Here is a 24,153-nt window from a genome sequence, read left to right as displayed (position 1 = left end):
CCCGCCTCCCCGCGCTCACCCTGCCGGATCGTTGAACGCGGAAGGAAGCGACGCGTTCACTACGCCGCCATCAACGGGGATCGTCGTCCCCACCACATAATCCCCTGCTCGGCTGGCCAGATAGATCGCCGCCGCTGCCATGTCCTCAGGCGTGCCAATTCGGCCCGAAGGGATATGCGCAGCCGACGTCTCTGGTGCGTTCTTCGCCGCCTTGTTCATCTCGCTCGCAAAGGCACCGGGCGCAATCGAGGTGCAGATGATGTTGTCCTTGATCAGGCGTGCGGCCATCCGCTTGGTCAGCTGGATCACCGCCGCTTTTGACGCCTGATAGGGATAGGTCTCCCACGGATTGATCCGCAGGCCGTCAATGGACGAAACGTGGATCACCTTCGCCGGATGATCGCCTTTGCCCGCCTCGACCAGCAGGTCGTGGAGCTTTTGGGTGAGGAAGAACGGCGTCTTGACGTTCAAGTCCATAGTGCGGTGCCAGCCAGCCTCGGTGAATTCGAGATAGTCCTGCCCCCAGGCCGCGCCCGCATTGTTGATCAGGATGTCGAGCTTGCTCTCGTTTTCCTTCACCGCATTCGCCAGCGCTTCGATGCCGTCCATTTGCGAAAGATCGGCGGGAACAGCGATGACCTTATCCGCGCCGAATTCGTCGACCGTTTCCTGCATCTGTTCGACCTTGCGGGCCGAGATGTAGACTTTCGAACAGCCCGCCGCGAGCAAGCCTTCGACGAACATCTTGCCAATCCCGCGCGATCCGCCGGTGACCAGAGCGATACGGCCTTCGAGGCTGAAGAGTTTTGCTACGTCCATCATGCAATCTTCCTTTCTCTCACGGCAGATCGGCTGCGCCGATCGCCTCCGAGGGGCGGCCTAACCGGCCGGCGGCCAGTCGGCCTTGCGGCGCGGCAAGCCACGCCGTTCCAATTCAGTATCCGCTCAGTTCAGCCACGCGTCCGGCGTGGAAATAGGCATCGCCCAGGAACTCCTGCAAAGCCCGGTCGCGCTTCATGTAGAGGCCGATGTCATATTCGTCGGTCATGCCGATGCCGCCATGCATCTGGACGCCTTCCTTGACCGCGAGGCCTGCGGCTTTGGCGACCTTGGCCTTGGCGACAGAGATCATCAGCTCAGCACGTTCGCTGCCGCCATCGAGCAATTGCTGGGCCTTGATCGTCGCCGCGCGGGCGATCTCGACCTCGGAATAGAGGTGGCTGGCGCGGTGCTGGAGTGCTTGGAATTCGCCGATCACCTTGCCGAATTGCTTGCGCTGTTTGAGGTAGTCGATGGTCATGTCCATCGCCCCGCGAGCGACGCCCACGCCTTCTGCCGCTGCGCCGATACGGCCTGCGGAGAGCACTGCGTTCAGGATCTCGCGCCCGCCATCGACTTCGCCGATGACGGCGTCGCCATCCAGCTCCACCCCGTCAAACTTGATGTGAGAGGCAACCGAGCTGTCGACCAGACGCACTGGGTCGAGCTCCATATTGGCTGCGTCCTTGGGCACGGCGAAGAGCGTGATGCCGTCCGCGTCATCGTCCGCGCCACTTGTGCGCGCGGCAACGACGATCATGTCGGCACTGGAGCCGTGGATGACGAAGCTCTTGGAACCGGAGAGCTTGAAGCCATTGCCCGATTTCTCAGCCCGGCATGCGATCCGGTCAGGGCGGTGCTTGGCGGTTTCGTCGATGGCGACAGCGAAAACGCTCTCGCCCGAGATCAATCCGGGAATATAGCGGCCGCGCATATCCGCCGAGCCGTGCTTAAGCGCTGTGGCCGCCAGAACCGAAGAGGTCAGGAAAGGCGAAGGCGACAAGTTGCGGCCGATCTCTTCGAGCACGATCCCAGCCTCAACATGGCCCATGCCAAGCCCGCCATCATCCTCGTCCACCAGCATGCCGGTGAAGCCCATCTCTGCAAATTGGTGCCACAGCTTATGGCCGAACCCGTCGGGGCAGCCGCCGTCGCGATAGTGGCGCAGCTGCTTTGCGATATTGCCTTCATCGGCCATGAAGCCGCTCGCCGTGTCGGCCAGCATCGCCTGATCTTCGTCGTGATACAGTGGCATGATTGCCCGTCCCTCTCTTGGAAATTATATTGAGGCCGCGCCCGATCCGGCGCGCGCGGCCCTTTATTGCGTCGCCTGTGCGATCAAGCGCCCGGCAGGTCGAGAATGCGCTTCGAAATCACGTTGAGCATGACTTCGCTGGTCCCACCCTCGATCGAGTTCGCCTTGGTCCGCAGCCAATTGCGCGAGGGCTTGCCGCCGCTCGTCTCTTCGCTTTCCCATTCGAGGCTGCGCGAACCGCCCGCCGACATCATCAGCTCGTGACGGCGCTTGTTCAGCTCGGTCCCGACATATTTCATCATGTTGGGCTGCGCCGGATGACCCTTGCCAGCCTTCATCTCGTCCATGAATTTCTCCGCCATCGCAGTGAAGGCGAGCGCATCGACGTCGAACAGAGCCAGTTCTCCGCGCAGGACTGGGTCGATGTCATCGCCGGTTTTGCCGGCATGGCGCTTCATCGAGGCACCGATAGCCGCAGTGCGCTCACCGCCGCCCATGCCGGAGATCATCTCGCGCTCATGGCCCAGCAGATATTTCGCAACATCCCAGCCGCGATTGATTTCGCCAACATAGCCGGGGCAATCCTCGCCATAGGACTTGGGCACGTGGACATCGTCCATGAAGGTTTCGCAGAAGGGCGAGTTGCCGCTGATCAGCAGGATCGGCTTGGTCGAGACGCCTTCGCCCGCCATGTCGAACAGCATGAAGGTGATGCCTTGGTACTTGTTGTCCTTGTCAGTGCGGACGAGGCAGAAAATCCAGTCAGCTTGGTCGGCATAGGAGGTCCAGATTTTCTGACCGTTGACGATCCAGTGATCGCCCTTGTCCTCGCCAAAGGTCTGCATGGAGACAAGGTCGGAGCCGCTGCCCGGCTCTGAATAGCCCTGACACCAGCGGATTTCGCCGCGCGCAATTTCATTGAGGAAGCGCTTCTTCTGGCCTTCCGTGCCGAATTGCAGCAGCGCTGGGCCGAGCATCCAGATGCCGAAGCTCGACAAAGGAGGACGCGCGCCGATGGCCGCCATTTCCTGCCGCAGGATCTTGGCTTCGGGAGCGGACAGGCCTGCGCCGCCATATTCCTTGGGCCAGCTTGGCACGGTGTAGCCCTTGTCTCGGGCCGCTTCGAACCAGGCCTTTTGCGCGTCATTCTTGAAGGTCGCGTTGCGCCCACCCCAATAGACGTCGGCATCATCGCGCACAGGCTGACGCATTTCGGGCGGACAGTTTGCCTCCAGCCAGGCTTTGGTTTCGGTGCGGAAGGCTTCCAGATCGGACATGGGTCCCGTTTCCTCTCTCAATCAGGTCTCTCACTTGACGCTTACGTTAGCGGGATTTGGTCCGCACCCGCAAGCACGTTCATGCCAAAGTCGGTTGCCGTAGCGTCAACGACAAATGATTGACGCAGAGGCCCGCTCGGTTACGTTTGCGTCAATTGGAGAGAGACAAAATGAACACCGGATTCGCAGCAACGCAGCCATCGAGGTGCGCGGCGTGGTAGGCTTTGTTGAAGGCAAGCTGCCGCTTCGCCTGAAACTGATTCACGGCTTTGGCGCAGTGGCGTTCGGGGTCAAGGATACCGGCTTCCAGTTCTTTCTGCTGTTTTTCTACAGTCAGGTCATGGGCATGGACGCTGCTCTGGTCAGTCTGGCACTGCTATGCGCGCTGCTGGTTGATGCGGTGATCGATCCGATCCTCGGCAATTTGTCGGACCGGACTTACACAAAGTGGGGCAGACGCTTGCCGTGGCTTTATGCCGCGCCCATCCCGCTCGCCTTTGCCTGGGTGATGATGTGGTCTCCTCCTGGAGCCGAAGCGCCAACCTTCTGGGGCCTGTTAGGGATCGCCGTGGTCGTCCGGATCCTGCTGTCCGCCTGCGAAGTCCCGTCGATCTCCCTCCTGCCTGAGATCACCAGCGACTATGACGAACGCACCACGCTGTTCCGGTTCCGCTATGTTTCAGGCTGGCTGGGCGGAATCTTGATGATGGTGCTCGCCTACACCGTCTTTATGCCGGGCGAAGGCGGCCTGCTTGATCGCGAGGGATATCGCAATTGGGCGATTGCAGGCGGGTGCTTGATCGTGCTGTCCGTAATGGGCTCGGCCTGGGGTCAGCACAAGCTGGTGGCGCATTTGCCGGAGACAAAGCCAGAGCCGTTCACGATTTCGGGATGCTTCGCCGAGATTGTCGAGGCGTTTAGAGAACGCGCTTTCCTGATCTTCGCAGCTGGCGGACTGGCGGCCTATATCAACCAAGGCCTCACCTTCTCGCTCACCAATTACGTTACCCTTTATGTCTGGCGGCTTGACACCTCGCCAATGCCCTTCCTGCCAGAGGGTGTGACGGCGCTTAGCCTCTATCCGCTGGCGCTGTTTATCTCGGCCATTGCGATGTTCTTCGTCGTTGGACCGATGCACAAACATCTGGGCAAGCCAAAAAGCGCCGCTGTCTCTGCGCTGGGGACCGCGTTCTTCACGCTGGTTCCTTACATGCTGCTCTATGCCGGCCTCTGGCCCGCGCTCGACACAGCATTGTCCGGTATCATGCTGCTGAGCCTTCTGATCGTTGGTAACACTCTGGGCATCGTGGTCCTGATCTCTGCCAGCTCCATGATCGCTGAGATTGTCGAGGCCTATCTGGAGCGCACCGGAAAGCGCGCCGAGGGAGCGTTTTACTCGGGCAATTGGCTGGTCCAGAAATGCGCGACTGGCTTAGGCATCTTTTTGACCGGACAGATCCTGTCGCTGATCAGCTTCTCCCGCGATGCAGCGCCCGGGGAGGTGCCAGTGCCTGTGATCGACAATCTGATTCTGATCTATGCGCTTTCGACCACCGTGTTGATGGCGATTGCAGCTTTCTGGCTTGGCCGCTTCCCGATCACGCGTGAAGACCACGAAGCGCGTGTTGAAGCGCTGACGAAGAAGCGGCTTGAAAACTCGCCCGAGACCGCGGCGCCCTGACCAAATGAACCCTTGGCGCGGGAGACCAGCCGTGCCAATTACAGTTGCAGATTCGAACTGATTGAGAGACGAGAGGAACCCCCGCGATGGATTTTGAACCCACTGAACGCCAAGCCTATTGGGCCGGCCGCGTGCGCGATTTTATCGAAAAGCACGTCCGCCCCGAAATGGCGACCTACAAGGCCCAAGATGCCGAAGGGGATCGCTGGAAAGTCATCCAGATCATCGAAGACAAGAAGGCTATCGCAAAGAGCGAAGGCATCTGGAACCTGTTCATGCCGCCGCGCAATGACAGCCATCACCATGTCGACGACACTTACGAATTTGACGGCCCCGGCCTCACCAACCTCGAATACGCGCTCTGCGCAGAGGAAATGGGTCGGATCGGCTGGGCATCGGAAGTCTTCAACTGCTCCGCGCCGGACACCGGCAACATGGAAGTGTTCCACCGCTATGGCACGCGTGAGCAGAAGGAAGAATGGCTCGGGCCGCTTATGAATGGCGAGATTCGCTCAGCCTTCTTGATGACGGAGCCCTACACCGCCTCATCTGACGCCACGAACATCGAAACCCGCATCGAACGCGATGGTGACGAATACGTCATCAATGGTCGCAAGTGGTGGTCATCAGGCCTTGGCGATCCGCGCTGCAAGGTCGCAATTGTGATGGGCAAGACCGACTTCGAGGCCAAGCGTCACGCTCAGCAATCGATGGTCCTGATGCCGATTGACACGCCGGGCGTGAATATCATCCGCCACCTGCCGGTCTTCGGCTATGACGATGCTCCGCACGGTCACATGGAAGTCGAGATGAAGGATGTTCGCATCCCAGTCTCCAACATGCTGCTGGGCGAAGGACGCGGGTTTGAAATCGCGCAAGGTCGCCTCGGCCCGGGCCGTATCCACCACTGCATGCGCACAATTGGCGTTGCGGAAGAAGCGCTCGCCAAGATGTGCCGCCGCCTGCAAGAGCGTGAAGCCTTCGGCAAGCCGATTTACAAGCACTCGGTTTGGGAAGAGCGCGTCGCGCGTGCTCGCATCGATATCGACATGACCCGCCTCCTCTGCCTGAAAGCGGCCGACATGATGGACAAGGTCGGAAACAAGTCGGCCAAGCAGGAAATCGCGATGATCAAGGTGCAGGCACCAAACATGGCTCTGCAAATCATCGACGATGCGATCCAAGCGCATGGCGGCGGCGGCGTGTCAGAGGATTACGGCCTCGCCCAAGCCTATGCCCACCAGCGCACTCTGCGTCTTGCCGATGGTCCCGATGAAGTCCACGCACGCTCCATCGCCCGCATGGAATTCGGCAAGCACTTGCCAAACGAAGGCCCGACCGCCAACGCCCTGCGCGATGGCAACAGCGCGGCGAATGATGCTGGCTCGTTCAGCTCGGGCGACATGGGCGTTGCTCGCTAAACGATGAGGAGCTGCCGGGAGCGCGTTGGACGCCTCCCGGCCCATCCTTCACACATTGGGACGGGTACTGGTGATGTCAGACAATCAGGGCGCTGCGCCCGACATTGATTTCGACAAGGAGATGGTCGGCACGGTTGAGGTGGAGGAGCGAGATAAGCTCGACCTCGACGCGCTCACCGCGTGGTTTGATGCCAATGTCGAAGGCTTTGAAGGCCCGATAAGCTACACCAAGTTCAAGGGCGGCCAGTCCAACCCGACCTACAAGATCGAAACGCCCGCGACCAATTACGTCCTTCGCCGCCAGCCCTTCGGCAAATTGCTCCCCAGCGCGCATGCCGTCGACCGCGAATATGCGGCGATGACGGGGCTTTATCCGACAGGCTTTCCGGTGCCAAAGACCTATGGGCTTTGTGAAAACCCGGAAGTCATCGGCTCCAAATTCTTCGTGATGAGCATGGCGGATGGCCGCAGCCTATGGAACGGCGCTTTACCCGGAATGGAGCCGGAAGAGCGGCGCGCGATTTATCATGCGCTGATCGACACGATGGCCGACATGCACCTCAACAAGCCCGAGGAAATCGGCCTTGGCGATTATGGCAAGCCGACTGATTATTGCGCGCGGCAGATTGCGCGCTGGTCAAAGCAATACAAGCTGTCTGAGACCGAGCATATGCCGCAGATGGAGCGGTTGATCGAATGGCTGCCGCAGACGATCCCGCCGCAGCATGAAAGCAGCGTTGTCCATGGCGACTACCGGCTCGACAATGTGATCTTCGCCCATGATGAGCCGCGCATTATCGCGGTGCTCGATTGGGAGCTGTCGACTTTGGGCGATCCGATTGCGGACTTCTCCTACCTGATGCTCAACTGGTTCCAGCCTGCGGACGGGCGCGCTGGGTTGCTGGGCGCCGATCTGGAGGCTCTGGGCATCCCATCGGTCGAGGAAGCGGTCGAGCGCTATGTCGCGCGCACTGGCTATCCCGTGCCGCCGATGGACTGGTACTTTGCCTACAATCTGTTCCGGCTCGCAGGGATCATCCAAGGCATCAAAAAGCGCGTGATCGACGGCACTGCGTCCTCGGCCCATGCGAAGCAGATGAGCGAACGCGTCGCGCCGCTAGTGGATCGCGCTTACCAGTTCGCTCTGGCAGCCGGGATGCCAGAATAAGCCTCGCGCTAGAAGCGCATGCCCACGCTCACCACCGCTCCGACATCGTCCGGCGCGGTTTGGAAATGGCCGGGCTGCTCGCGAAAGTAGAGGCTGGTCGAAAGCTGCGCTGCGCCCATGGAGCCACTCCAGTTGAGCTCGCTCATGATCTCGCGCCCTTCTGGCGTCAGACTGAGCGCCTGACGCGAGATGATCGCGGTTTCAGTCGCGTAGTCGAAGCCGGTGGGCAGGTCGAAATTGAGCGCCCCTCCGCTGACCCGCAAAGGCTGACTGACGCGGAAGCCGACAACATCGCGGGCTTGGAAGACACCGTAGCGGCTGACGTCGAACGACCAGCTTTGCGTGAACAATTGCGAGCCATCGCCGATGAGCGCTGAGCCGCGCGGCTGGGTCATGCCGGCACGATAGGCCGCCCCCACTCGCCACGCCTCACCCAACTGCCGAGACACTCGGCCATCAAGAAAGACGGTCTCCGCCCCCTCAACACCCAGCGAGGGGTTGAAGAAGGCACCCAGCAAAGTGTCTTGCTCGGACAACCATGTGAGCGAGACGCTTGCATCGGTACGGCCAAAGGCGCGGTCGGCGGCAAGGCTGAATCGCGAAGTGGGTCGACGCTCCCGAATGCCGGGCAGGACCTCCAACGTGTCCTCAAACTGGCCTGACCACGCACGGCCCCGATCGCCTGATGCGGTCAGGCCGAAGCCGCCAAATTCGTGACGGACGGCGAAGGCCAGCTCGCTCGATTGGAGGAAGCCGGCATCATGCCCTGCCTCAGGCGCGACCATAAAGGCGGCTCTGTCCGCGCCCTGCATCTGTGCGACCAAACCGTCTGCGGATTGTGCGAAGGCAAAACCGACCTGTGTGTCCGGTGCGATTTGGGCGGCGATCCGCGCGGCAAGCATTTGGGCAGCGCGCGCATCCTCTGGCGTCAATTGCAGGGCCTGCGACCAGCCGAGCCCTCCGCCAAGGTTTTGCTCTCCCACCGTTACCGCCAAGGAGAGGCTGTTATTGCCCGCCGCGCTGGTGATCCCGCGCTGCTCAATTGTGCGGCGCAGCCGTTGGACTTGCACGGCATTGCGAGTGCGCCCGGCTAGGTCGTAGGAATAGGCCCGGTCAAAGCGGTCGGTCACAATCGTTGAAAGCGAGGCCGAAGACAGCGCATCGCCCATCGCCGCGGACCCAATCGCGAACTCATCGGCAAAGCTGAGGCTGGTAGACGTGCCAGCCAGACTTGTGGTGCCCTGCGGCTGGAACGCCTGCGCAATGTCGAGGATGCCGGTGCCGAACACCGCGTCAGTTCCCGCATCACCTGCATCGCGCGCGCTGGTGAGCAAGATCTCGACAATTTCCTCACCCGTCAGATTGGGAAAGGCCTGAGCCAGCAGAGCCACTGCCCCTGCCACTTGGGGTGCAGCAAAGCTGGTACCGGAGAACAAAGTGACAAACTGCCCGCCATCAATCTCTTCCACAAACAGCTCGCCATCGTCGTAAACGCAGCAGACCCTCTCTCCGCGCGCTGAAAGGAAGCCATTGGCAAAATTGCCTGCGCGGTTGCTGAAATCGGAGAAGTTGCTGTCTTCATCAACCGAGCCGACGATGATGACGTTGTTCCCGCCCGCTTGGCGCAGGGAGGACGCGAAGGGATCGGGCTGATCGGGGTCGATATCGGGGTCATCGCCCGCGCCGGCGTTGCCCGCAGCAATCACGATCACGATCCCGGCATCGGCTGCGCGCGCGACCGCATTGCGCAATTCTGCCGATGCACTGCCTCCGCCAAGGCTGAGATTGATGACGGTCGCATCATTGGCGATCGCCACGTCGATCCCTTGCGCGATGACGGAGTCGCTGAACAGGCAGCCCAAGCTTGAATCCTGCGGCGTATCGGCTCCGCATGAGCCGGGCATGTCACCACGCAGCGCCAAAACATCAGCCTCGAATGCCACGCCCAATACGCCTGAATTGTTCCGTCCACCCGCGGCGATCAGAGCGACATTGGTGCCGTGATCATCCTCTGGATCGATCCCACGCGAAGCCGCGAGGTCTTGAGAGGCGGTGTTGATGCGGCCAGCAAATTCGGGGCTGTCGCTGTCGATCCCGGTGTCGATCACCGCGATCAGCTCTCCCGCGCCCGTGGCCCCTGCACGCCATGCGTCGTCCGCCCCGTGAAAGGCGGGACCATCCGAACGACGAAACTCTGCTGTGTTGAAGTTGGTCGGTGGAGGCGGCGGTGGGGGCGGAGGCGGAGGAGGTGGCGGCGGCGGTGGGGGTGGTGGCGGCTGGTCTGAGATCGTCTGCGGGGTCGCACCGCTCGCTCCGCCGCAAGCAGCCAGAGCGATGCAGGCAAAGGCCGCCATCACACTCTTCCAATCAGGCACGGCTCCTGCGGGCTTTTCCGGATCGACACGGCAAATTGCCACCGGGCATGGTTGAGACCGTGTCGTGCTGCTGGGTCGTGAAGTGGCTGGCGGCATGCGTTTTCCTTGTCGAAATCCCCCGAAACCAACTTTGCGATCGAAAGTAGGCTGGAACGCCAAGAGGCGCATGCGCGTTCGCACTAAGGATAGGCCCGTAGCTGAGCTTGCCGCGACCCGTTTCCACCGCTAGCAGCACCAAGCAATCATTCGCGGACCGACCCTCTCTTGGGTCTCATTCCCACGCCCTACGCGGAGTACTTATGACCGACACTCTCATCGCCCAGATCGAAGCAGCCTGGGAAAATCGCGACACCATCACGCCTGGCAGTGACGTCGGCCCCGCTGTGGCCGAAGCGCTCGCCCTGCTCGACAGCGGCGAAGCGCGTGTGGCGGAGCCAACCGAGAGTGGTGAGTGGAAAGTCAATCAATGGCTCAAGAAGGCCGTGCTCCTGTCCTTCCGCCTCAACGACAACCGCGTGATGGAAGGCGGCTGCGCGGGCGAGGCGGCCTTTGACAAAGTGCCGCTCAAATTCGCAGGCTGGGGCGAAAACCGTTTCCGTGATGCAGGCTTCCGCGCTGTGCCCGGATCGGTGGTGCGCCAGGGTAGCTTCATCGGCAAAGGTGCGGTCCTGATGCCCAGCTTCGTCAATATCGGCGCTTATGTCGGCGAAGGCACGATGGTCGACACATGGGCGACCGTTGGCTCCTGCGCGCAAATCGGCAAGAACGTGCACCTGTCCGGCGGCGCTGGCATTGGCGGCGTGCTGGAGCCTTTGCAGGCGGAGCCCGTCATTATCGGCGATGGCGCTTTCATCGGCGCGCGCGCTGAAGTCGCAGAGGGCGTGCGCGTGGGCGAAGGGGCTGTGCTCTCCATGGGCGTCTACCTTGGCGCATCGACCAAGATCATCGACCGCGCCACAGGCGAAGTGCATCGCGGTGAAGTGCCGCCCTATGCGGTCGTCGTGCCCGGATCACTGCCCGGCAAGCCGCTGCCCGATGGTACACCCGGCCCCTCGCTCTATTGCGCCGTGATCGTCAAAACAGTCGATGCTCAGACCCGCTCCAAAACCGGTATTAACGAGCTGTTGCGCGACTAATCCGGAACTTCGCTTAGTTTCCTCCGTTGAGTTAGGTAGGACACCCCCAAGAACGGAGCGAGGACCATGGCTGAGCAAGACGACGACGGCGCAATCCACATTGAAGATGATGACGCACGCGGTGCGCACACGACCGGCCACATGCGTTATGTGCTGGGCATTGGACTGTTCGCAGCGCTGGTTGCGATGAGCCTTGTTTGGATCATCCCCGCGATCTACGGCTAGGTTGACTTGCCCCCTCCCCCCAGCGCAAGCTGCGGTGATGAGGGGCCTTCAACACATCATTTCGACATTTGCCGCGCTTGCGGCCTTGGCTTTACCTGCGCAACTCGCAGCACAGGACGGTGATCCGTGCGAAGAAGAAGGCGCGTGCCGCTTCCTCAAAGAATGGGTCTATGAAGATCCCGACGGCGAAGTCGTCCGCCTGCCTATCGGCTATGAGCTGCCATGGGTGACACAGGGCAATGTGCTGCTCACTCCGGGTGAAACAGTGATCGTCACTCTGGCTGAGGTCGAAGACGGGCTAGAACCCCGTTTGGCGCGCGCTGGCGAAGCGGCTGAGGAAAGCGCGCTGGCAGAAGGAGAGATCAGCTTCACCTTCTCCGACATTACCCGCGGGCGGGTGACGCTGACGGTGCTGAGCAAATATTCCGAGCCGCTCGAATATGCCGCGCTCAAAGTGAACCCGCAAACCGGCCCCGACCGCACCAGCGTGTGCACTTTGATGCCGGGCGTAACCGTGTTCGAGATGTGGCAGGAGCCGATCTATCAGCTCGCGCTTTGGACCTTCCGCCCGGCTGAGGGGTATTCATGCTCAGTGATCCAAGTGGGCGACGAGGAAGAGGCCGATAGCGGGAACGACAGCAACGCAAACGATGCCAAGACCAAATAGCGCTGAGCTGATCGAACAGCTTGAGCTCGCCCCGCATCCCGAGGGCGGCTGGTATCGTGAAACTTGGCGGGCTGAGGCTGGCGCCGATGGCCGGGCCAAAGGCACTGCGATCCTGTTCCTGTTAAAGGCAGACGAAAGCTCGCACTGGCACCGCGTTGACGCAGATGAATTGTGGCTGTGGCAGGGCGGTGATCCGCTCGAACTGGCGATTGCTGACTGCGATGCAGGCCCTGTCCGGACTATCACTTTGGGCGGCGATGCGGCGGTGGGTCAGTCACTGCAAGGGCTCGTCCCAGCCCACGCCTGGCAGGCGGCGAGCCCTGCATCTCCAGCCGAGGCCGCAGCGGGCTATTGCCTCGTCTCCTGTGTCGTGGTGCCGGGTTTTGACTTTGCCGGGTTTGAGCTTGCTCCGAAGGATTGGGCACCTGGCTGGTCTTCAGGCAGCGACACGATCGTATGACCAAAGCAATCATGCGCGTGATTTTGGCGATATTCTACGCCTTTGCGGGGGTGATGCACCTCGCTTACCCCGGCCCATTTCTGACAATCATGCCGCCGCCCGTTCCCTTCGCCGAAGAGGTCGTGTGGTGGACGGGTGTGGCTGAGATTGTGGGGGCCTTGGCCCTGCTCCAGCCGTTCCATCTGAAGCTGCGTCAGGCGGCGGGGATTGGCTTGGCTCTGTATGCGCTGTGCGTGTGGCCTGCGAACATCAATCATATGATGATGGATATGGCGCGCCCCGATCAGGGCCTGGGCCTCGCCTATCACATCCCCCGCATGATCGCGCAGCCGGTGATTATTTGGCTCGCCCTGTGGGTCGGCGAAGTGTCCCTGAGACGTAAAAGCTAGCTTAGGGTCAGGACCCTTAAGAAAAACGGCCCGGTCAGCGGCGCCGATCCGCGAAGGGATCAAACGCAGCCGGCCGAGCCGCCAAACTTAAGCGAAGAACGCTCTTACTTGATGTGAGCCGAGATCTTGCCGGTCATCTTCATCATGTTGATGTCGTCGTTGCCGATGACAGCGCCCAGCTTGGCGTCGGGCTGGATGGTGCGCTTGTCACCTTCCTTCTGAAGGTTGTTCGCTTTGATGTAGTCCCAAACCTTCTTGGTGACTTCGGTGCGGGGCATAGGGCCCTTGCCGACAATCGCCTCGAGCTCGCTCGACAGGTTCTTGGGTGTTTGCAGTGCGTTTGCCATGGTCATTCTCCCTTGGGTTATGGCAGTTATTCGAAGGTCTTATTCAAAGTCTTCGTCGTCGATGAAGCCGTCATCGGCCTCAATTCCTGTGAACGGCGCGTGGAGTACCGCGCATCCGGTCACAAATCCCTTGATCGCCGCGATAAGATCATCACGGCTTGCCCCCGGCATCAAAGTCAGCGGCAAATCGGTGGCAAAAATCTGGAACACATAGTCGCGCTTCTCTCCCACGGGCGGGTCAGGCAGCAGCCATTCCGAATTGCCATGAGCGTTCTTACCCGCGCGCGGCGGAACTTCGCCTTCGAGCAGCTTGCCCTTTTGACCGGGCAGACCCCAGACCAACCAATGCGCCTGCGGAGTGTCGCCTTCGGTGGAGGCATCCTCCACAATCACAACCAGCTCTTGCGAGCCGGGAGGCGGCGCGGTCCATTCCAGCGGAGGGGCGACTGCGTCTTCTTCTTTCGCGGTGAAGCACGGATCAAGCTCTTCGCCCGGTTTGAAGGCGGGGCTCATGAGTGTGAAGCCGCCGCGCTCAAACGTCTTCGCCTCTCCCAGCTCGGCAATGGCCAAGCCGGGATGGCGCGCGCTTTCGGGAAGCTTGGCTGCGATCCAATCCGGTAGGTCAGGCATGATTCTGTCTTTCCATCCCTTCGTAGCTAGTCCCTTCGCCGAGGCAAAACGAGAGAGAGGGCCGCGATTTGCCCCGGTTTCTGAGGAAAACCCCCAGAAAAAGGAACAAATTCAGTGCCACAACGCCCTCTAGAGCCGTGGACAAGTCACTTGATCTTGCCCAAGCTTCACCTCCCGTGCATGTTTGCGAGGCAAAAACAGGCTCAATTGACGCCTTATCACGATGAAAACACCTCCGGAGTCGCCCGTACTCATGAATTCTGAAACCGTTTCCACCGGCCGTTCTGTCTCAACCGGTCGCGCGGCCCTGTCCGCAATCCTCGCTGTGTCATTGGCTGCCTGCGGGGGCGGAGGTGGTGGAGGCCAGAACCCGGTCGCAGGCGGCGGTGGTGGCGGCGGCGGTGGAACCCCGACACCAGGTCCCTGTGCGATTTCAAACCAGATCGCTTTTGCCGATGACGTGCTGGACGAATGGTATCTGTTCCCCAATCTGCTCGATAACAATGTCAACGCGGCAAACTTCACGACTGTGCAGAGCTTCCTCGATGCGCGCGTTGCCCCTGCCCGCGCCCAGTCGCGTGACAAAGGCTTTACCTTTGCGACCTCGATTGAAGAAGAAAACGCGCTGATCAATTCAGGCGCGAGCGCAGGCTTCGGCATCCGCCTTGCCTATGACACCGCCAATGACCGAGTCTTCCTATTCGAAGCGTTCGAGAACGCACCAGGTTTCCAGGCTGGAATGGACCGCGGGACAGAACTGCTCGCCATCGGCACTGACACGAGCAACCTTCAACTGGTCAGCAGCCTGATGGCAAGCGGCGGTCCGCAGGCCGTTGTCAACGCGCTGGGATCGAGCGATCCCGGTGTCTCCCGCGTCATCCGCTTCCGCCAGACGAACGGCAATGTGATCGAGCGCGCGATTGTGAAGGCCGAGTTTTCGCTCGACCCGATCTCTGACCGATACGGCGCGGTCGTCATTAATGATGGCGGCAAGAATGTCGGTTACCTCAACTTCCGCACCTTCTTCCCCTCCAGCGCCGGTGGCCAATTGCGCGACGCGTTCCAGCTGTTCAATGCCAATGGCGTGGACGAGCTGATCATCGACTTCCGCTATAATGGCGGCGGGCTTGTTTCGCTTGCGAACACGTTTGGCGACTTGCTCAATGATGGACGCGGCGGGCAGGTTTGGAGCCGCACCACTTTGCGCGCTTCCAAGGCGTCGGAGAATGAGACGCGGCTTATCCAGAACGAGGTTCAAGCCCTCGCCCCGACCAAGATCGCTTTCATCGGCACGGGCAACACAGCGTCAGCCAGTGAGCTCGTCATCAACTCGATGCTCCCCTACCTTAACCCGGCCAATGTCGCGCTGATCGGGCGCAACACTTCGGGTAAGCCAGTGGGACAATTCGCCTTTGACCTTGCCGAGTGCGATCTGCGCATCCGGGCGGTGACCTTCCAGACGGTCAACGCCGATGACGAAGGCGACTATTTCAACGGCCTTGCCGGGACTATTCCCAATACGTGCAGCGCGACCGATGATATCACTCAGCCACTGGGCGACGCGCAAGAGGACTCAATCGCCACCGCGCTCGACTTCCTCGCCGGACGCAATTGCACGGCGATCAGCGGTACAGCTGATGCTGGGACCCAAGGCTCAGGTCAGAATGCGGGCCAGAGCGCGAGCTTTACATTTGGCCAAGACGGGGCAGAGCTTGTCACCCTGAGTGGGGATGAACCCAGCCCGGCTCAGCGTGAAGTTCCAGGACTGTTTTAAGGCCTGTTCTAGCGCCGCCTTTTCAAAGCCGCTGATTGCGGACGAGGCGCTTTACCGGTTCACTCGTGCTGTCTGTTTCAGGCTTGTCTCTGCGTTCTGCAGCAATTGGCTCGCAGCCTCGATCACCTTTTTAGAGGTCGAGGGTTTCGCAATGCGAACCACATCCGCAAGCTCAGGCGTCGCTTCGACATGATCGACATCGGCAGAGTGCAACAGGAACGGCACGCCAAGCTCTCGCAAACCGTTCGCCACGCTGGCGCAAGTCTTCCCGCCCGCTAGACGGAAGTCGAGCACTGCGGTGTCGATGGTCTGGCCCGAATGGATGATCTCCAGCGCCTCTTCACAGTCAATGACCGGCAAAGGCCTCATGCCAGCGGCCAGAGCAGCGTCCTCCAGGCCCATGAGGATCATCGTTTCATCATCAAGCAACAGGATCGATCTGCCCAGTGTTTCACCAGCCATGCTCAAGCCCAATGCCTCCAAATGACGTAACCAAGCGCCCTATGCGCCAAGACCTTGCGCCATCCTAACGTGGCTGCACAAGCGGTGTTCCTGACCATGTGGTCCCTCACCCTGAGTATCCGCCTGCGCTGATCCAAGAAAAATCACCTAGATGTTTGTACTTTAGGGGTTTTCGGAGGGGCTTGCAGGCTCATCGCCGGTGTAAGCGCAGCCAATTAAAGTTCTGTCACCCAGCACCATGGTGGCGGAATAGGGATAGGTCTGGTCGCTCATCCCGTCGCTGCAATCGCCGGGAGTGACAACCAGTTGGAGCCCCTCTCCATCAAGCTCGCCGGAGAAGCCGAGACCATTATTGCCGGCAAAACGCGTGGCTTCAAAGTCGCTGCCTTCGAGGTTTTCCGGGCTCGAATAGGTCGCCTTGTAGTCAGCAAAGTCAGCGCCAGCAGGCTCCAGATCAATCGCCCAGAAGGGCTCTGTTCCGACCACAGAGATCTGCGTTCTTGGCGAGATCTGAGAGAAAGGCTCAGTGTCGCGGGTGATCTCTCCGGGCTCAGACGCACAGGCCGCGAGCGACAAAAGAAGGGTGAGGGAGGCCGCTTTTGCAGCGTTTGGTGTGATCGAGCGCTTCATATGTAGCGTGCCTAACAGATGCACGGCTCAGTGGGAAACGGGGTTTGGCCAGGGCGCGCTTCTTCAAAGGTGAGGCACAAAGAGCAAGGGGCGGCCCTGCCGATGCAGAACCGCCCCTCAAACCGTTCGTATTTGCCAAGCGCTTAGGCAGGCATCAGGACCGTGTCGATCACGTGGATCAGACCGTTGGAGGCCTCCACATCGGTCGCGGTCACAGTCGAAGTGCCGCCGGTCGCATCGGTCAGCACAACTGCGCCTTCGACGATGGTCGCGGTCAGTTCGCCGCCGCCGACTGTGGTGATCGTGTAGCCTGCATCACCGGCTTCACCGATGGCTGCGATCAGCGTTTCAGCGTCAACCGAACCTTCGACCACGTGATAGGTCAGGATCGCGGTCAGCGTCTCGGTGTCGTTGGTGGTCAATTCGGTCAGCGTCGCTTCGTCGATCTTCGCAAAAGCGTCGTTGGTCGGCGCGAAAACCGTGAACGGGCCTTCGCCGCTCAGCGTGTCGCCAAGGCCAGCTGCGGTGACGGCTGCGACGAGGGTCGAGAAAGTGGCTTCATCAGCGGTGGCGACTTCAGCAATCGTGCCGGGTGCAACAGCCTCTTCGACCACGACTGTGTCTTCGGTCTCGGCTTCCGAACCGCAAGCCGTAAGGGCAAGAGCCGCGCCAGCGGCGAGGGAGATTTTCAGCATGTTCATTGTTGGGATCCTTTATTGGTCTGCTTTGTCTAATTCATTCGCAGGTGAGAGCTTGGCGCTCGCCGCCGGGCTCCTGCCTAGATGTACGTAAGGGCCTCATCCTTGGATGTAGGTTTTGCGTAACTCGCCTGTAGGAAACGCGAAAGGACCCACATGCACTGGACCGCTAACAGAGACGCTGGCCTTGCGCGGCTCCAGGAATTCGTGCCGAGCGCAGGCAAGCGTTACACGTCACAGCGCAATTTTGACGACGGCCATGTTGACGGTGAAGCGCGCCAAAATGTCTCGCAGCTTTCCCCGTGGCTGCATGCCGGGCTCCTGAGCGAGCGCGAGGTCCTGGCCGCGACCCTTGCCCAGCACTCCCCCAGCGCTTCTGAAAAGTTCATCGCCGAGGTGTTCTGGCGGGTCTATTTCAAGGGCTATCTCGAACAGCGCCCGTCCATCTGGTCCGCCTATTGTTCCGGCCGCGACGCCGCTTTCGAAGAGCTCGCCGCAACGCCCGCCAAGGCGAAAGCCTATGAGCGCGCCTGTGCCGGGGCGACCGGCATCGAGGCTTTTGACCATTGGGCGCGCGAACTCGTCCAGACCGGTTACCTCCACAACCATGCCCGCATGTGGTTTGCCAGCATCTGGATCTTCACCCTGAAGCTTCCTTGGGAGCTGGGCGCGGACTTTTTCTTGCGCCATCTGATCGACGCTGATGCCGCCTCCAACACGCTGTCATGGCGCTGGGTCGGAGGGCTGCACACCAAGGGCAAGACCTACCTCGCCCGCCCCGACAATATCGCCCGCTATACCGAACGGATGGCCGATGGCCCGCTGTCGGCTGAGAGCCTGGCCCACAGTGCCGAGCCGCTAAGCGAGCCTGTCGAGCATGCCCGCATCAACCTCGACCTGCCCGGCCCGTCAGACCTTTTCGCCCATGCAGAGCTGTCCGAACCCTATGCCCTGCTACTCCATGACGAGGCCGCGCATCATGCGGCGCTGGACCTCTTCAACGGTCAAGGAAGCGCGACCTCCCCCGCCCTCATCATCGGCACAGCCCGGCCCAAGGCGCGTTCGCCGCAACCCATCGGAGACCTCGCCCGCGACTTTGCGCACAAGGCTGTTGCTAGTGGGATGGAAGAGGCTGCAAAGGCCTTTGGATGCGAGGCGCACGAATGGGGGGCGGAAGGCGAACTCTCCGCGATCTTGGAGGAAGCGGGTCTTCAGCGCCTCGTCGTTCCATACCTGCCCGTGGGCTGGACGCGGGACGCTCTCATGCCGCAGCTGGAGCCACTGATCGCACAGGGCCGCGTGACCACGATCTTGAGCGATCTCAACCGCTCCACATGGCCGCAAGCGCGCGCCGGCTTCTTCAAGGTGAAGAAAGCGATCCCGACCGTCTTGCGCGAACTCGGCATCACCTGAGATGCGGAGGAAGGTGTAGGTAAACACCTCCCATTTTTTGAGCATCCGAGAGTGCCTTACAGCACCTTATCAGGGCGCGGATCGTGGGCGTGACGCTCGCTTTTGCCAAAGATCCGCTCCAGGCGCTGGGTCAGCGTGTTCGCCGCTTTGCGCGCAGCATCGTCGACCTTGGCCGCCTTGCCGTGGACGCCAATCGGCTTGCCACCGCGCGGGCGCGCTTCGATCATGCATTCCTTGTCATCGGCCCCGTGCTTCGAACTGTTCACATCGCGCACGTGAACCTCAACCCGCGTCAGCCGCTCATCAAAACGCGCAAGCTTTTCGCGGACCATAGCCTCAATCCGGGTGGCGACATTTTCTGTGCCCATAACCGAACTGTCGGAGTTGAACTGGAATTGCATGAGGCTGTTCTCCTTCTCGTCTCTCACAATGATATGTGGGAGCCAAATGCGGCGATTTCTAGTCCTTGGGACAAAGGATTGGCCCGAAATGGAGGGCGGGTGAGCGTGCCTGCCAAGAGGCCTTGGCCATGCAGGTTAGGCTGGGTGGAGAACGGGGGTGTTGGAAGGGGGTTGGCGCCCCGGGCAGGGTTCGAACCTGCAACCTCCCGCTTCGTAGGCGGACGCTCTATCCAGTTGAGCTACCGGGGCAATGTGCAATGGTGATTTGGTTGCAGCGGCCGGACTTGAACCGGCGACCTCGGCTTTATGAGAACCGCGCTCTAACCACTGAGCTACGCTGCACGAATAGGCAGCGCGCAAGGACGCTCACCCTCGTCGCAAGACGGGGTGCATTCGCGTCGCAGTGGAAAGCGTCTGAATAGTCATGGCGCGGGCAATTAGTTGGGTCTTTCAGGAAGTGCAAGGGCAATCTGCCCCCTTTGACCTGCTCCCACGTACGCCGCCTTAGCGCAGGTTGATGATCTCGTTGCCATCACCTGACGCTCGAACCAGCATGGTGAGCGGGATCGAGAAATAGTCCGCCGGGCATGGCTGGTTGAAGGCGGCTCCCCAATTGCCGCGCACCGTGCGGTTGAAGTTGCCGCGCTTAACGCAGGCGTTGATCTGCCCGCCCAGCCCCGAACTGCCACGGCGGCGCGGGGTGTTGAGCACACGGGCATTGACCGGAGCCTCTGCCGGGTAAAGCGCATTGTTCGCATCTCGTGTGACAATGGCGAGGTGGGTCTCGGCATAGATCGCGGTGGTTGGCCGGATGCATTGCCCCGGCCTTGCGGTCCACCAGCCCGAAGAGCTGATCGAACAATTGGTGCCTGAAATCGCGCAGCTTAGGGGCCCCGTCTTCCAGAAAGAGGCGATGTAATAGGTCGTTTGCGTCTTGTTGCAGACGATCACGTCGCCCGCTTTGGCCTGTGTCGGGAAAACGGCGAAGGCCAGGAAGACGGCCAAGCCTGAAAGGATTTGGCGGCAAGCTTTTGTGATCATGCGTTGATTCCCCAAATTCGCTGCGATCCGAACTTCGCTCAAATCGCCCCCTCTGTCCAATTAAGGTTGAACCACCTGACGTTCAGCGACGAGCGAGCTCATGCCTGCTATGGGACCTGCATGCGTATCAAAGCTCTTCTTTTCACTGTCGCGCTGCCCCTCTCGCTGGCCGCCTGCGTTGGCTCGCCCGGCCCGGTCGGCAATGTCGCGGTGCCTGAGCCTGCGAAACCGGTGGAGCTTGCCGCCTATCTTGGCCGCTGGCACGAATATGCCCGCTACGAAGCCCCCTTCCAAAAGGGTTGCGAAGGGGTGACGGCGGACTACTCGCTGCGAGAGACCTCCGGCGAGAGCAATATCCGTGTGGTCAATGGCTGCTACAAGGGTGGCCTCGGCGGCGAGTATGACGAGGCGACAGGCCGCGCCAAAGTTGTCGAAGGCTCAGACGGCGCGAAATTGCGCGTGAGCTTCTTCGGCCCGTTCTTCGGCGACTATTGGGTGCTCGACCGGTCAGAGCCAGATAGTGATGGCCTCTATCAATGGAGCATCGTTGGAGAGCCTTCGGGCCGCTATCTCTGGCTCCTCACCCGCGAAGCGCAGCCTGATGCGGAGTTGCGCGCGCTGCTGGAGCGCAGGGTGCGCGAGCTGGGCTATGATTGGAGCCTCGTGCGGATTACTCAGCAGCCACCAGCATGAACTCAGCGCCCGATCCCGTCACCATCCTCGTCGATGCCGATGCCTGTCCGGTGAAGGACGAGGTCTATCGCGTCGCAGATCGCTACAAGGCGCCCCCTCACGATGTGCAGGTCCGGATCGTCAGCAATTCGCCCTTCCGTGTGCCTGTCAGCGAGCGGGTGAAGCGCGTTGTGGTGGACGATGGTTTTGACGCAGCCGACGACTGGATCGCCGACCACGCCAACACCCGCAGCGTCGTCATCACCGCAGACATTCTGCTCGCCGAGCGCTGCCTGAAAGCGGGCGCCACGGTGCTCGCCCATAATGGCAAGCCGTTCGACCAGGCGAGCATCGGCAGCGCCATCGCAACCCGCGCGATCATGGAAGACCTGCGCGCGGGGATGGCCGGAATGGATGGAAGCATAGGGGGCGGACCGCCGCCCTTCTCAAAAGCCGACCGATCCCGCTTCTTGCAAGAGCTCGACCGGGTGATGGTGAAGCTGGCGCGGGGTTAGTGGGGGCGCGTCGCTATTCACCAATTGAAGCCGATGACTTCCTTGTCGTTGAAGGGAAACTCCAAATCCCATTTAAAAGGGTGCAAGCTGACCAGCCGAAACTCCACTTTGCGCCCCCCAAAATAGGTCCGGAACTGAATGTCAGAGCCCGGCAATCTTTGCATGGGCCAATAGAGCCCGCCTTCATTGAACAGCTCCAAATTGTCGCCATTGGCGATCACGGTTCCATAGAAGCGCCACATCGTGTCCTTGCGATGCACGTCCCAGCGCCGGTAAGCGATGTGCACAGCGCGCGGGCTGCCGCGTGACGGCTCATCAAAACTGACCTGTACAAGAGCGTAGTCGTCGGACTGAAACTCCTTCTCGTTGCTGAACTCAGCCGAGCACCAGTCGCGGCCCCAAAACTTCTGAGCCAAGATGTCGTTGGGCCAAGTTTCATCGGGCGCGTAGAGATCAAACAATGGCGCATAGGCACCCAGGCCACCTACGCCATATTGCAAAAGCTTGCGCAGCTTAGCAAAGCTTGATTTGTAACCGTTGCGGTCGAGGTCGAAGATCGCCAGTGGGTCCACATCAAGCAGCCCGCAAAAGGCCAGCGCCTGATAGAAGCGAGGGTTGATTTCAGTCAGCTTCGTGTCGGGGTTCTTGCGCTCCCGCTTGAAGCCGGGAAAGCCGTCAGCCAACCAACTGTTGATCGATGCGCGCGAGGGAGCTGGAGGGTAGCCACCTTGAAGGTCTTCGGCCCGGACTTCCCAATCCGCCGCCAGACGCTCAAGCTTGATATCAAGCCCATCGAGGACAGTGTTGACCCGGCTTCTGTCAAAAAACAGACGGTCGACGCGAAATCCAGAAATCATACGGTTTTTCTGGATCGTTCCAGAAAATTGTCAACTCAAATGGATGACCATTGCCGGGCACTCCCCCCATAAAAGCCTCGTCGTCAACAAGACGTCGCAAAGAAGAAAGGTAATGAAAATGGGAAGCAGTTCTTACACTCGTCACAAGGGCCGCGATGGCAAGACCTATGAGACGCGCACCACGCGCTACAACAATGGGTCGAGCAAGTCGGTGACACGCCGTGAAGGCGGCATGTTCGGGCCCGGCAAGCTGGTCAATGTGACGCGCCGGAAGTAAGCCGGAACCAGGCCGAACTCGCGAATTGCACTACGCCTTTGGGATACGCCCCGATGTGACCCCAAAGGCGGCAATTCGTGACAAGGAAGCCAAAAGAAAGCCACGCCAAGTCCAACTTGGCGTGGCTTTTCTGTTGGCTTTTGCGCGTTTCTTGATGCCCCAACGTCGCCCGGCATACCCTCAGCTCACTGCTTCGATTTCAGTCGCTGTTGCTCTTCCCACGCCTTGGTTGAGATTGGGTCCTGGTATTGGGTCTCACTCGGCACCCGATCCGCGCTTGCTGGCACCTCTAAACCCTCCATCGGCAGGCCGTCATCGCCGAGCAGACGGAAAGAGCGGGCGTTGCGGGCCTGCGTCGTTTGCGCGATGATCTCGAACCTTTCAGCGACCGCTTCGCTCAAGTCTTGGCGCGCTTCCGCCCACTCGACCAACGCTTCGGACAAACTTTCCTGGCGTTCGCGCACCTGAGTTCGGCGTTCTGCAACGCGGCGTTCTCGGCGCGAGGAATTGGGGTTTTCAGCGGCGCTCGCAAGAGCTTCTCCCAACCGTTCATTGGCGCGTTCCAGCCGGTCCCGACGGCTTGTGACGCGCTGCCTAAGCTGATCGACCCGCGATCTGAGACCCTGCGTTCGGCGCTGCACCAAGTCCCCCGGCTCGGAGCAATAATGCAGGATCGGTGAGACGCTATGATCGGCATCATGGACCGTCAGCTTGAGCAGCTTCCACTCCCCCCGCTCCCGTTCAAACATGGCGGTGTAGACGCCCACCACGCTATCATCCGGGCCGAGCACCAGCCACTGCCCCTGCGCTGTCTGATGCGTGCCCGCACGGAAAAAACGCAGCGTTTCAGGATCGAGCCGATTGCCCGGCACCGCGAGCGGATCGCTCTGCGCATCCAGCGTATCCTGGTCCCCGCGCCCATTGCGCGCCGCCCAGCTGGTCCGGCGGTTGAGTTTGAAATGCGGGGAGATCGGCTCGCCTGCCTGCGCCGCGTCAAAGTAACCCTGCATGATCCCCGGAGCCGGCAACCGCGCCTCATCAATCTCGCTCTCGGACATAGGGCCGCAAGCGTTGTTGCCCTGGTTCATCTGCATGATGATGTTGGCGTAAAGCTGCGGGTCGAGATGCCCGGTCATCTGCTGCGCGGCGGCGGGGGTGGTACTGGTGGCCAGCGCCACAATCGAAAAAGCGGCGGCCATGCCGCTAGCCAATATCTTCTCGGCCATTTCTTCCAAACCCCTCACTGGATCTTCTTGCGAAAAATCATCGTCGGTGGCGAAGTTGAGGTCAAGAATCAATTGAACCGGAAAGGCTGAGGCCTTGGCTGACAACCGATAGCCACCACTCCCTTCCCCAACCTCAAATACAACGCTCGCCTCGCGTCGATTCCACGCTGGCTCCAACGCTCGTTACCACAGCCTGCCGCTAGCCAAGCCGTGCTGCTGACCTTTCGGGTCGCGGCGCGTGAAGGGTCGCGGGCGCTCTGGTTCTTTGGACCGAAGAGCAAAAGCATGGGTGTCTGCGGCCCGGATCGCATCAACGGTCCAACTCAAGGAAATTCAT

The 24,153-nt window shown here is 60.7% G+C and carries 26 protein-coding genes and 2 tRNA genes; 13 read left to right on the top strand and 15 right to left on the bottom strand.

What is annotated here, in order from left to right; translation table 11 throughout:
- Positions 1 to 15 precede the first annotated feature (15 nt).
- The 3 genes from AC0V6X_RS00940 to AC0V6X_RS00930 form a co-directional block, all read right to left on the bottom strand.
- The gene (locus AC0V6X_RS00940) at positions 16 to 819 is read right to left on the bottom strand and encodes an SDR family oxidoreductase (protein WP_486185492.1); all 804 of its coding nucleotides are present in this window, start codon (positions 817 to 819) and stop codon (positions 16 to 18) included.
- 115 nt (positions 820 to 934) lie between these two features.
- Positions 935 to 2,074, bottom strand: a complete 1,140-nt coding sequence (locus AC0V6X_RS00935) for an acyl-CoA dehydrogenase family protein (RefSeq protein ID WP_486182716.1) — start codon at positions 2,072 to 2,074, stop codon at positions 935 to 937.
- An 83-nt stretch (positions 2,075 to 2,157) separates the two neighbouring features.
- Complete coding sequence (locus AC0V6X_RS00930; protein WP_486182715.1) at positions 2,158 to 3,351, bottom strand: acyl-CoA dehydrogenase family protein; 1,194 nt, start codon at positions 3,349 to 3,351, stop codon at positions 2,158 to 2,160.
- A gap of 115 nt (positions 3,352 to 3,466) precedes the next feature.
- Here AC0V6X_RS00930 and AC0V6X_RS00925 point away from each other — a divergent pair, with 115 nt between their 5' ends.
- The 3 genes from AC0V6X_RS00925 to AC0V6X_RS00915 all read left to right on the top strand — a co-directional run bounded on the left by AC0V6X_RS00925 (position 3,467) and on the right by AC0V6X_RS00915 (position 7,621).
- On the top strand, positions 3,467 to 5,032 hold the full coding sequence (locus AC0V6X_RS00925) for an MFS transporter (RefSeq protein WP_486182714.1): 1,566 nt from the start codon (positions 3,467 to 3,469) through the stop codon (positions 5,030 to 5,032).
- An 86-nt stretch (positions 5,033 to 5,118) separates the two neighbouring features.
- Positions 5,119 to 6,453, top strand: a complete 1,335-nt coding sequence (locus AC0V6X_RS00920; protein WP_486182713.1) for an acyl-CoA dehydrogenase family protein — start codon at positions 5,119 to 5,121, stop codon at positions 6,451 to 6,453.
- A gap of 73 nt (positions 6,454 to 6,526) precedes the next feature.
- Positions 6,527 to 7,621, top strand: a complete 1,095-nt coding sequence (locus tag AC0V6X_RS00915) for a phosphotransferase family protein (RefSeq protein WP_486182712.1) — start codon at positions 6,527 to 6,529, stop codon at positions 7,619 to 7,621.
- Positions 7,622 to 7,629: 8 nt separating this feature from the next.
- Here the strand turns inward: AC0V6X_RS00915 and AC0V6X_RS00910 are convergent, their stop codons facing one another.
- Positions 7,630 to 9,996, bottom strand: coding sequence for a S8 family peptidase (locus AC0V6X_RS00910; protein WP_486182711.1), 2,367 nt, complete (start codon positions 9,994 to 9,996; stop codon positions 7,630 to 7,632).
- Between the two features lie 299 nt (positions 9,997 to 10,295).
- Between AC0V6X_RS00910 and dapD the strand changes: the two genes are divergently transcribed.
- From dapD to AC0V6X_RS00885, 5 genes are all read left to right on the top strand, one after another.
- A complete protein-coding gene (dapD, locus tag AC0V6X_RS00905) occupies positions 10,296 to 11,132 on the top strand; it encodes a 2,3,4,5-tetrahydropyridine-2,6-dicarboxylate N-succinyltransferase (RefSeq protein WP_486182710.1) in 837 nt (278 codons plus the stop codon).
- A gap of 66 nt (positions 11,133 to 11,198) precedes the next feature.
- Complete coding sequence (locus tag AC0V6X_RS00900) at positions 11,199 to 11,357, top strand: hypothetical protein (protein WP_486182709.1); 159 nt, start codon at positions 11,199 to 11,201, stop codon at positions 11,355 to 11,357.
- Positions 11,358 to 11,394: 37 nt separating this feature from the next.
- Complete coding sequence (locus AC0V6X_RS00895) at positions 11,395 to 12,024, top strand: hypothetical protein (RefSeq protein WP_486182708.1); 630 nt, start codon at positions 11,395 to 11,397, stop codon at positions 12,022 to 12,024.
- Positions 12,008 to 12,484: a cupin domain-containing protein gene (locus AC0V6X_RS00890; RefSeq protein ID WP_486182707.1), complete on the top strand. Its 477-nt coding sequence runs from the start codon at positions 12,008 to 12,010 to the stop codon at positions 12,482 to 12,484. The genes AC0V6X_RS00895 and AC0V6X_RS00890 overlap by 17 nt, the downstream gene beginning before the upstream one ends.
- A complete protein-coding gene (locus tag AC0V6X_RS00885; protein WP_486182706.1) occupies positions 12,481 to 12,873 on the top strand; it encodes a DoxX family protein in 393 nt (130 codons plus the stop codon). Before AC0V6X_RS00890 ends, AC0V6X_RS00885 begins: the two co-directional genes overlap by 4 nt.
- Before the next feature lie 104 nt (positions 12,874 to 12,977).
- On the opposite strand, the gene AC0V6X_RS00880 is transcribed toward AC0V6X_RS00885, so the two are convergent.
- Positions 12,978 to 13,220 carry an SWIB/MDM2 domain-containing protein gene (locus AC0V6X_RS00880; protein WP_486182705.1) on the bottom strand — a complete coding sequence of 81 codons (243 nt, stop codon included), beginning with the start codon at positions 13,218 to 13,220 and terminating at the stop codon, positions 12,978 to 12,980.
- A gap of 39 nt (positions 13,221 to 13,259) precedes the next feature.
- Complete coding sequence (locus AC0V6X_RS00875; protein ID WP_486182704.1) at positions 13,260 to 13,850, bottom strand: YbhB/YbcL family Raf kinase inhibitor-like protein; 591 nt, start codon at positions 13,848 to 13,850, stop codon at positions 13,260 to 13,262.
- A 253-nt stretch (positions 13,851 to 14,103) separates the two neighbouring features.
- On the opposite strand from AC0V6X_RS00875, the gene AC0V6X_RS00870 reads away from it, so the two are divergent.
- Positions 14,104 to 15,624 (top strand): S41 family peptidase, encoded by a 1,521-nt coding sequence (locus AC0V6X_RS00870; protein ID WP_486182703.1) that lies wholly within the window; start codon positions 14,104 to 14,106, stop codon positions 15,622 to 15,624.
- Positions 15,625 to 15,675: 51 nt separating this feature from the next.
- On the opposite strand, the gene AC0V6X_RS00865 is transcribed toward AC0V6X_RS00870, so the two are convergent.
- From AC0V6X_RS00865 to AC0V6X_RS00855, 3 genes are all read right to left on the bottom strand, one after another.
- Complete coding sequence (locus tag AC0V6X_RS00865) at positions 15,676 to 16,086, bottom strand: response regulator (RefSeq protein WP_486182702.1); 411 nt, start codon at positions 16,084 to 16,086, stop codon at positions 15,676 to 15,678.
- Positions 16,087 to 16,248: 162 nt separating this feature from the next.
- Positions 16,249 to 16,716 (bottom strand): COG3650 family protein, encoded by a 468-nt coding sequence (locus AC0V6X_RS00860; protein WP_486182701.1) that lies wholly within the window; start codon positions 16,714 to 16,716, stop codon positions 16,249 to 16,251.
- A 143-nt stretch (positions 16,717 to 16,859) separates the two neighbouring features.
- Positions 16,860 to 17,417: a fasciclin domain-containing protein gene (locus AC0V6X_RS00855; RefSeq protein WP_486182700.1), complete on the bottom strand. Its 558-nt coding sequence runs from the start codon at positions 17,415 to 17,417 to the stop codon at positions 16,860 to 16,862.
- 153 nt (positions 17,418 to 17,570) lie between these two features.
- On the opposite strand from AC0V6X_RS00855, the gene AC0V6X_RS00850 reads away from it, so the two are divergent.
- Positions 17,571 to 18,827, top strand: coding sequence for an FAD-binding domain-containing protein (locus tag AC0V6X_RS00850; protein ID WP_486182699.1), 1,257 nt, complete (start codon positions 17,571 to 17,573; stop codon positions 18,825 to 18,827).
- 56 nt (positions 18,828 to 18,883) lie between these two features.
- Here AC0V6X_RS00850 and AC0V6X_RS00845 read toward each other — a convergent pair whose 3' ends face one another.
- The 4 genes from AC0V6X_RS00845 to AC0V6X_RS00830 form a co-directional block, all read right to left on the bottom strand.
- Positions 18,884 to 19,228, bottom strand: a complete 345-nt coding sequence (locus AC0V6X_RS00845; protein ID WP_486182698.1) for an HPF/RaiA family ribosome-associated protein — start codon at positions 19,226 to 19,228, stop codon at positions 18,884 to 18,886.
- Positions 19,229 to 19,400: 172 nt separating this feature from the next.
- Positions 19,401 to 19,477, bottom strand: a tRNA-Arg gene (locus AC0V6X_RS00840).
- 17 nt (positions 19,478 to 19,494) lie between these two features.
- Positions 19,495 to 19,570: transfer RNA gene (locus AC0V6X_RS00835), tRNA-Met, on the bottom strand.
- Positions 19,571 to 19,732: 162 nt separating this feature from the next.
- Positions 19,733 to 20,269 (bottom strand): hypothetical protein, encoded by a 537-nt coding sequence (locus AC0V6X_RS00830; protein WP_486182697.1) that lies wholly within the window; start codon positions 20,267 to 20,269, stop codon positions 19,733 to 19,735.
- A gap of 120 nt (positions 20,270 to 20,389) precedes the next feature.
- Between AC0V6X_RS00830 and AC0V6X_RS00825 the strand changes: the two genes are divergently transcribed.
- Together AC0V6X_RS00825 and AC0V6X_RS00820 are read left to right on the top strand one after the other, a co-directional pair.
- On the top strand, positions 20,390 to 20,962 hold the full coding sequence (locus AC0V6X_RS00825) for a lipocalin family protein (protein ID WP_486182696.1): 573 nt from the start codon (positions 20,390 to 20,392) through the stop codon (positions 20,960 to 20,962).
- Positions 20,959 to 21,456 carry a YaiI/YqxD family protein gene (locus tag AC0V6X_RS00820; RefSeq protein ID WP_486182695.1) on the top strand — a complete coding sequence of 166 codons (498 nt, stop codon included), beginning with the start codon at positions 20,959 to 20,961 and terminating at the stop codon, positions 21,454 to 21,456. Before AC0V6X_RS00825 ends, AC0V6X_RS00820 begins: the two co-directional genes overlap by 4 nt.
- A gap of 17 nt (positions 21,457 to 21,473) precedes the next feature.
- Here AC0V6X_RS00820 and AC0V6X_RS00815 read toward each other — a convergent pair whose 3' ends face one another.
- Positions 21,474 to 22,313, bottom strand: coding sequence for a hypothetical protein (locus AC0V6X_RS00815; RefSeq protein ID WP_486182694.1), 840 nt, complete (start codon positions 22,311 to 22,313; stop codon positions 21,474 to 21,476).
- Positions 22,314 to 22,425: 112 nt separating this feature from the next.
- Here AC0V6X_RS00815 and AC0V6X_RS00810 point away from each other — a divergent pair, with 112 nt between their 5' ends.
- Positions 22,426 to 22,590: a hypothetical protein gene (locus AC0V6X_RS00810; protein ID WP_486182693.1), complete on the top strand. Its 165-nt coding sequence runs from the start codon at positions 22,426 to 22,428 to the stop codon at positions 22,588 to 22,590.
- Positions 22,591 to 22,775: 185 nt separating this feature from the next.
- Here AC0V6X_RS00810 and AC0V6X_RS00805 read toward each other — a convergent pair whose 3' ends face one another.
- Positions 22,776 to 23,816: a hypothetical protein gene (locus tag AC0V6X_RS00805; RefSeq protein WP_486182692.1), complete on the bottom strand. Its 1,041-nt coding sequence runs from the start codon at positions 23,814 to 23,816 to the stop codon at positions 22,776 to 22,778.
- Positions 23,817 to 24,153 lie beyond the last annotated feature (337 nt).

Source organism: Erythrobacter sp. S267 (assembly GCF_057365045.1).
This window is presented reverse-complemented; position numbering and strand designations above follow the sequence as displayed.

Bases quoted from the DNA above. Each gene is read 5' to 3' on its own strand.
- AC0V6X_RS00815 (WP_486182694.1), bottom strand. From the start codon at position 22,313: ATGATTTCTGGATTTCGCGTCGACCGTCTGTTTTTTGACAGAAGCCGG.
- AC0V6X_RS00850 (WP_486182699.1), top strand. From the start codon at position 17,571: ATGCACTGGACCGCTAACAGAGACGCTGGCCTTGCGCGGCTCCAGGAA.
- AC0V6X_RS00865 (WP_486182702.1), bottom strand. From the start codon at position 16,086: ATGGCTGGTGAAACACTGGGCAGATCGATCCTGTTGCTTGATGATGAA.
- AC0V6X_RS00825 (WP_486182696.1), top strand. From the start codon at position 20,390: ATGCGTATCAAAGCTCTTCTTTTCACTGTCGCGCTGCCCCTCTCGCTG.
- AC0V6X_RS00940 (WP_486185492.1), bottom strand. From the start codon at position 819: ATGGACGTAGCAAAACTCTTCAGCCTCGAAGGCCGTATCGCTCTGGTC.
- AC0V6X_RS00805 (WP_486182692.1), bottom strand. From the start codon at position 23,816: ATGGCCGAGAAGATATTGGCTAGCGGCATGGCCGCCGCTTTTTCGATT.
- AC0V6X_RS00930 (WP_486182715.1), bottom strand. From the start codon at position 3,351: ATGTCCGATCTGGAAGCCTTCCGCACCGAAACCAAAGCCTGGCTGGAG.
- dapD (WP_486182710.1), top strand. From the start codon at position 10,296: ATGACCGACACTCTCATCGCCCAGATCGAAGCAGCCTGGGAAAATCGC.
- AC0V6X_RS00830 (WP_486182697.1), bottom strand. From the start codon at position 20,269: ATGATCACAAAAGCTTGCCGCCAAATCCTTTCAGGCTTGGCCGTCTTC.
- AC0V6X_RS00915 (WP_486182712.1), top strand. From the start codon at position 6,527: ATGTCAGACAATCAGGGCGCTGCGCCCGACATTGATTTCGACAAGGAG.
- AC0V6X_RS00875 (WP_486182704.1), bottom strand. From the start codon at position 13,850: ATGCCTGACCTACCGGATTGGATCGCAGCCAAGCTTCCCGAAAGCGCG.
- AC0V6X_RS00890 (WP_486182707.1), top strand. From the start codon at position 12,008: ATGCCAAGACCAAATAGCGCTGAGCTGATCGAACAGCTTGAGCTCGCC.
- AC0V6X_RS00810 (WP_486182693.1), top strand. From the start codon at position 22,426: ATGAAAATGGGAAGCAGTTCTTACACTCGTCACAAGGGCCGCGATGGC.
- AC0V6X_RS00895 (WP_486182708.1), top strand. From the start codon at position 11,395: ATGAGGGGCCTTCAACACATCATTTCGACATTTGCCGCGCTTGCGGCC.
- AC0V6X_RS00920 (WP_486182713.1), top strand. From the start codon at position 5,119: ATGGATTTTGAACCCACTGAACGCCAAGCCTATTGGGCCGGCCGCGTG.
- AC0V6X_RS00870 (WP_486182703.1), top strand. From the start codon at position 14,104: ATGAATTCTGAAACCGTTTCCACCGGCCGTTCTGTCTCAACCGGTCGC.
- AC0V6X_RS00935 (WP_486182716.1), bottom strand. From the start codon at position 2,074: ATGCCACTGTATCACGACGAAGATCAGGCGATGCTGGCCGACACGGCG.
- AC0V6X_RS00900 (WP_486182709.1), top strand. From the start codon at position 11,199: ATGGCTGAGCAAGACGACGACGGCGCAATCCACATTGAAGATGATGAC.
- AC0V6X_RS00820 (WP_486182695.1), top strand. From the start codon at position 20,959: ATGAACTCAGCGCCCGATCCCGTCACCATCCTCGTCGATGCCGATGCC.
- AC0V6X_RS00880 (WP_486182705.1), bottom strand. From the start codon at position 13,220: ATGGCAAACGCACTGCAAACACCCAAGAACCTGTCGAGCGAGCTCGAG.
- AC0V6X_RS00855 (WP_486182700.1), bottom strand. From the start codon at position 17,417: ATGAACATGCTGAAAATCTCCCTCGCCGCTGGCGCGGCTCTTGCCCTT.
- AC0V6X_RS00885 (WP_486182706.1), top strand. From the start codon at position 12,481: ATGACCAAAGCAATCATGCGCGTGATTTTGGCGATATTCTACGCCTTT.
- AC0V6X_RS00860 (WP_486182701.1), bottom strand. From the start codon at position 16,716: ATGAAGCGCTCGATCACACCAAACGCTGCAAAAGCGGCCTCCCTCACC.
- AC0V6X_RS00925 (WP_486182714.1), top strand. From the start codon at position 3,467: ATGATTGACGCAGAGGCCCGCTCGGTTACGTTTGCGTCAATTGGAGAG.
- AC0V6X_RS00845 (WP_486182698.1), bottom strand. From the start codon at position 19,228: ATGCAATTCCAGTTCAACTCCGACAGTTCGGTTATGGGCACAGAAAAT.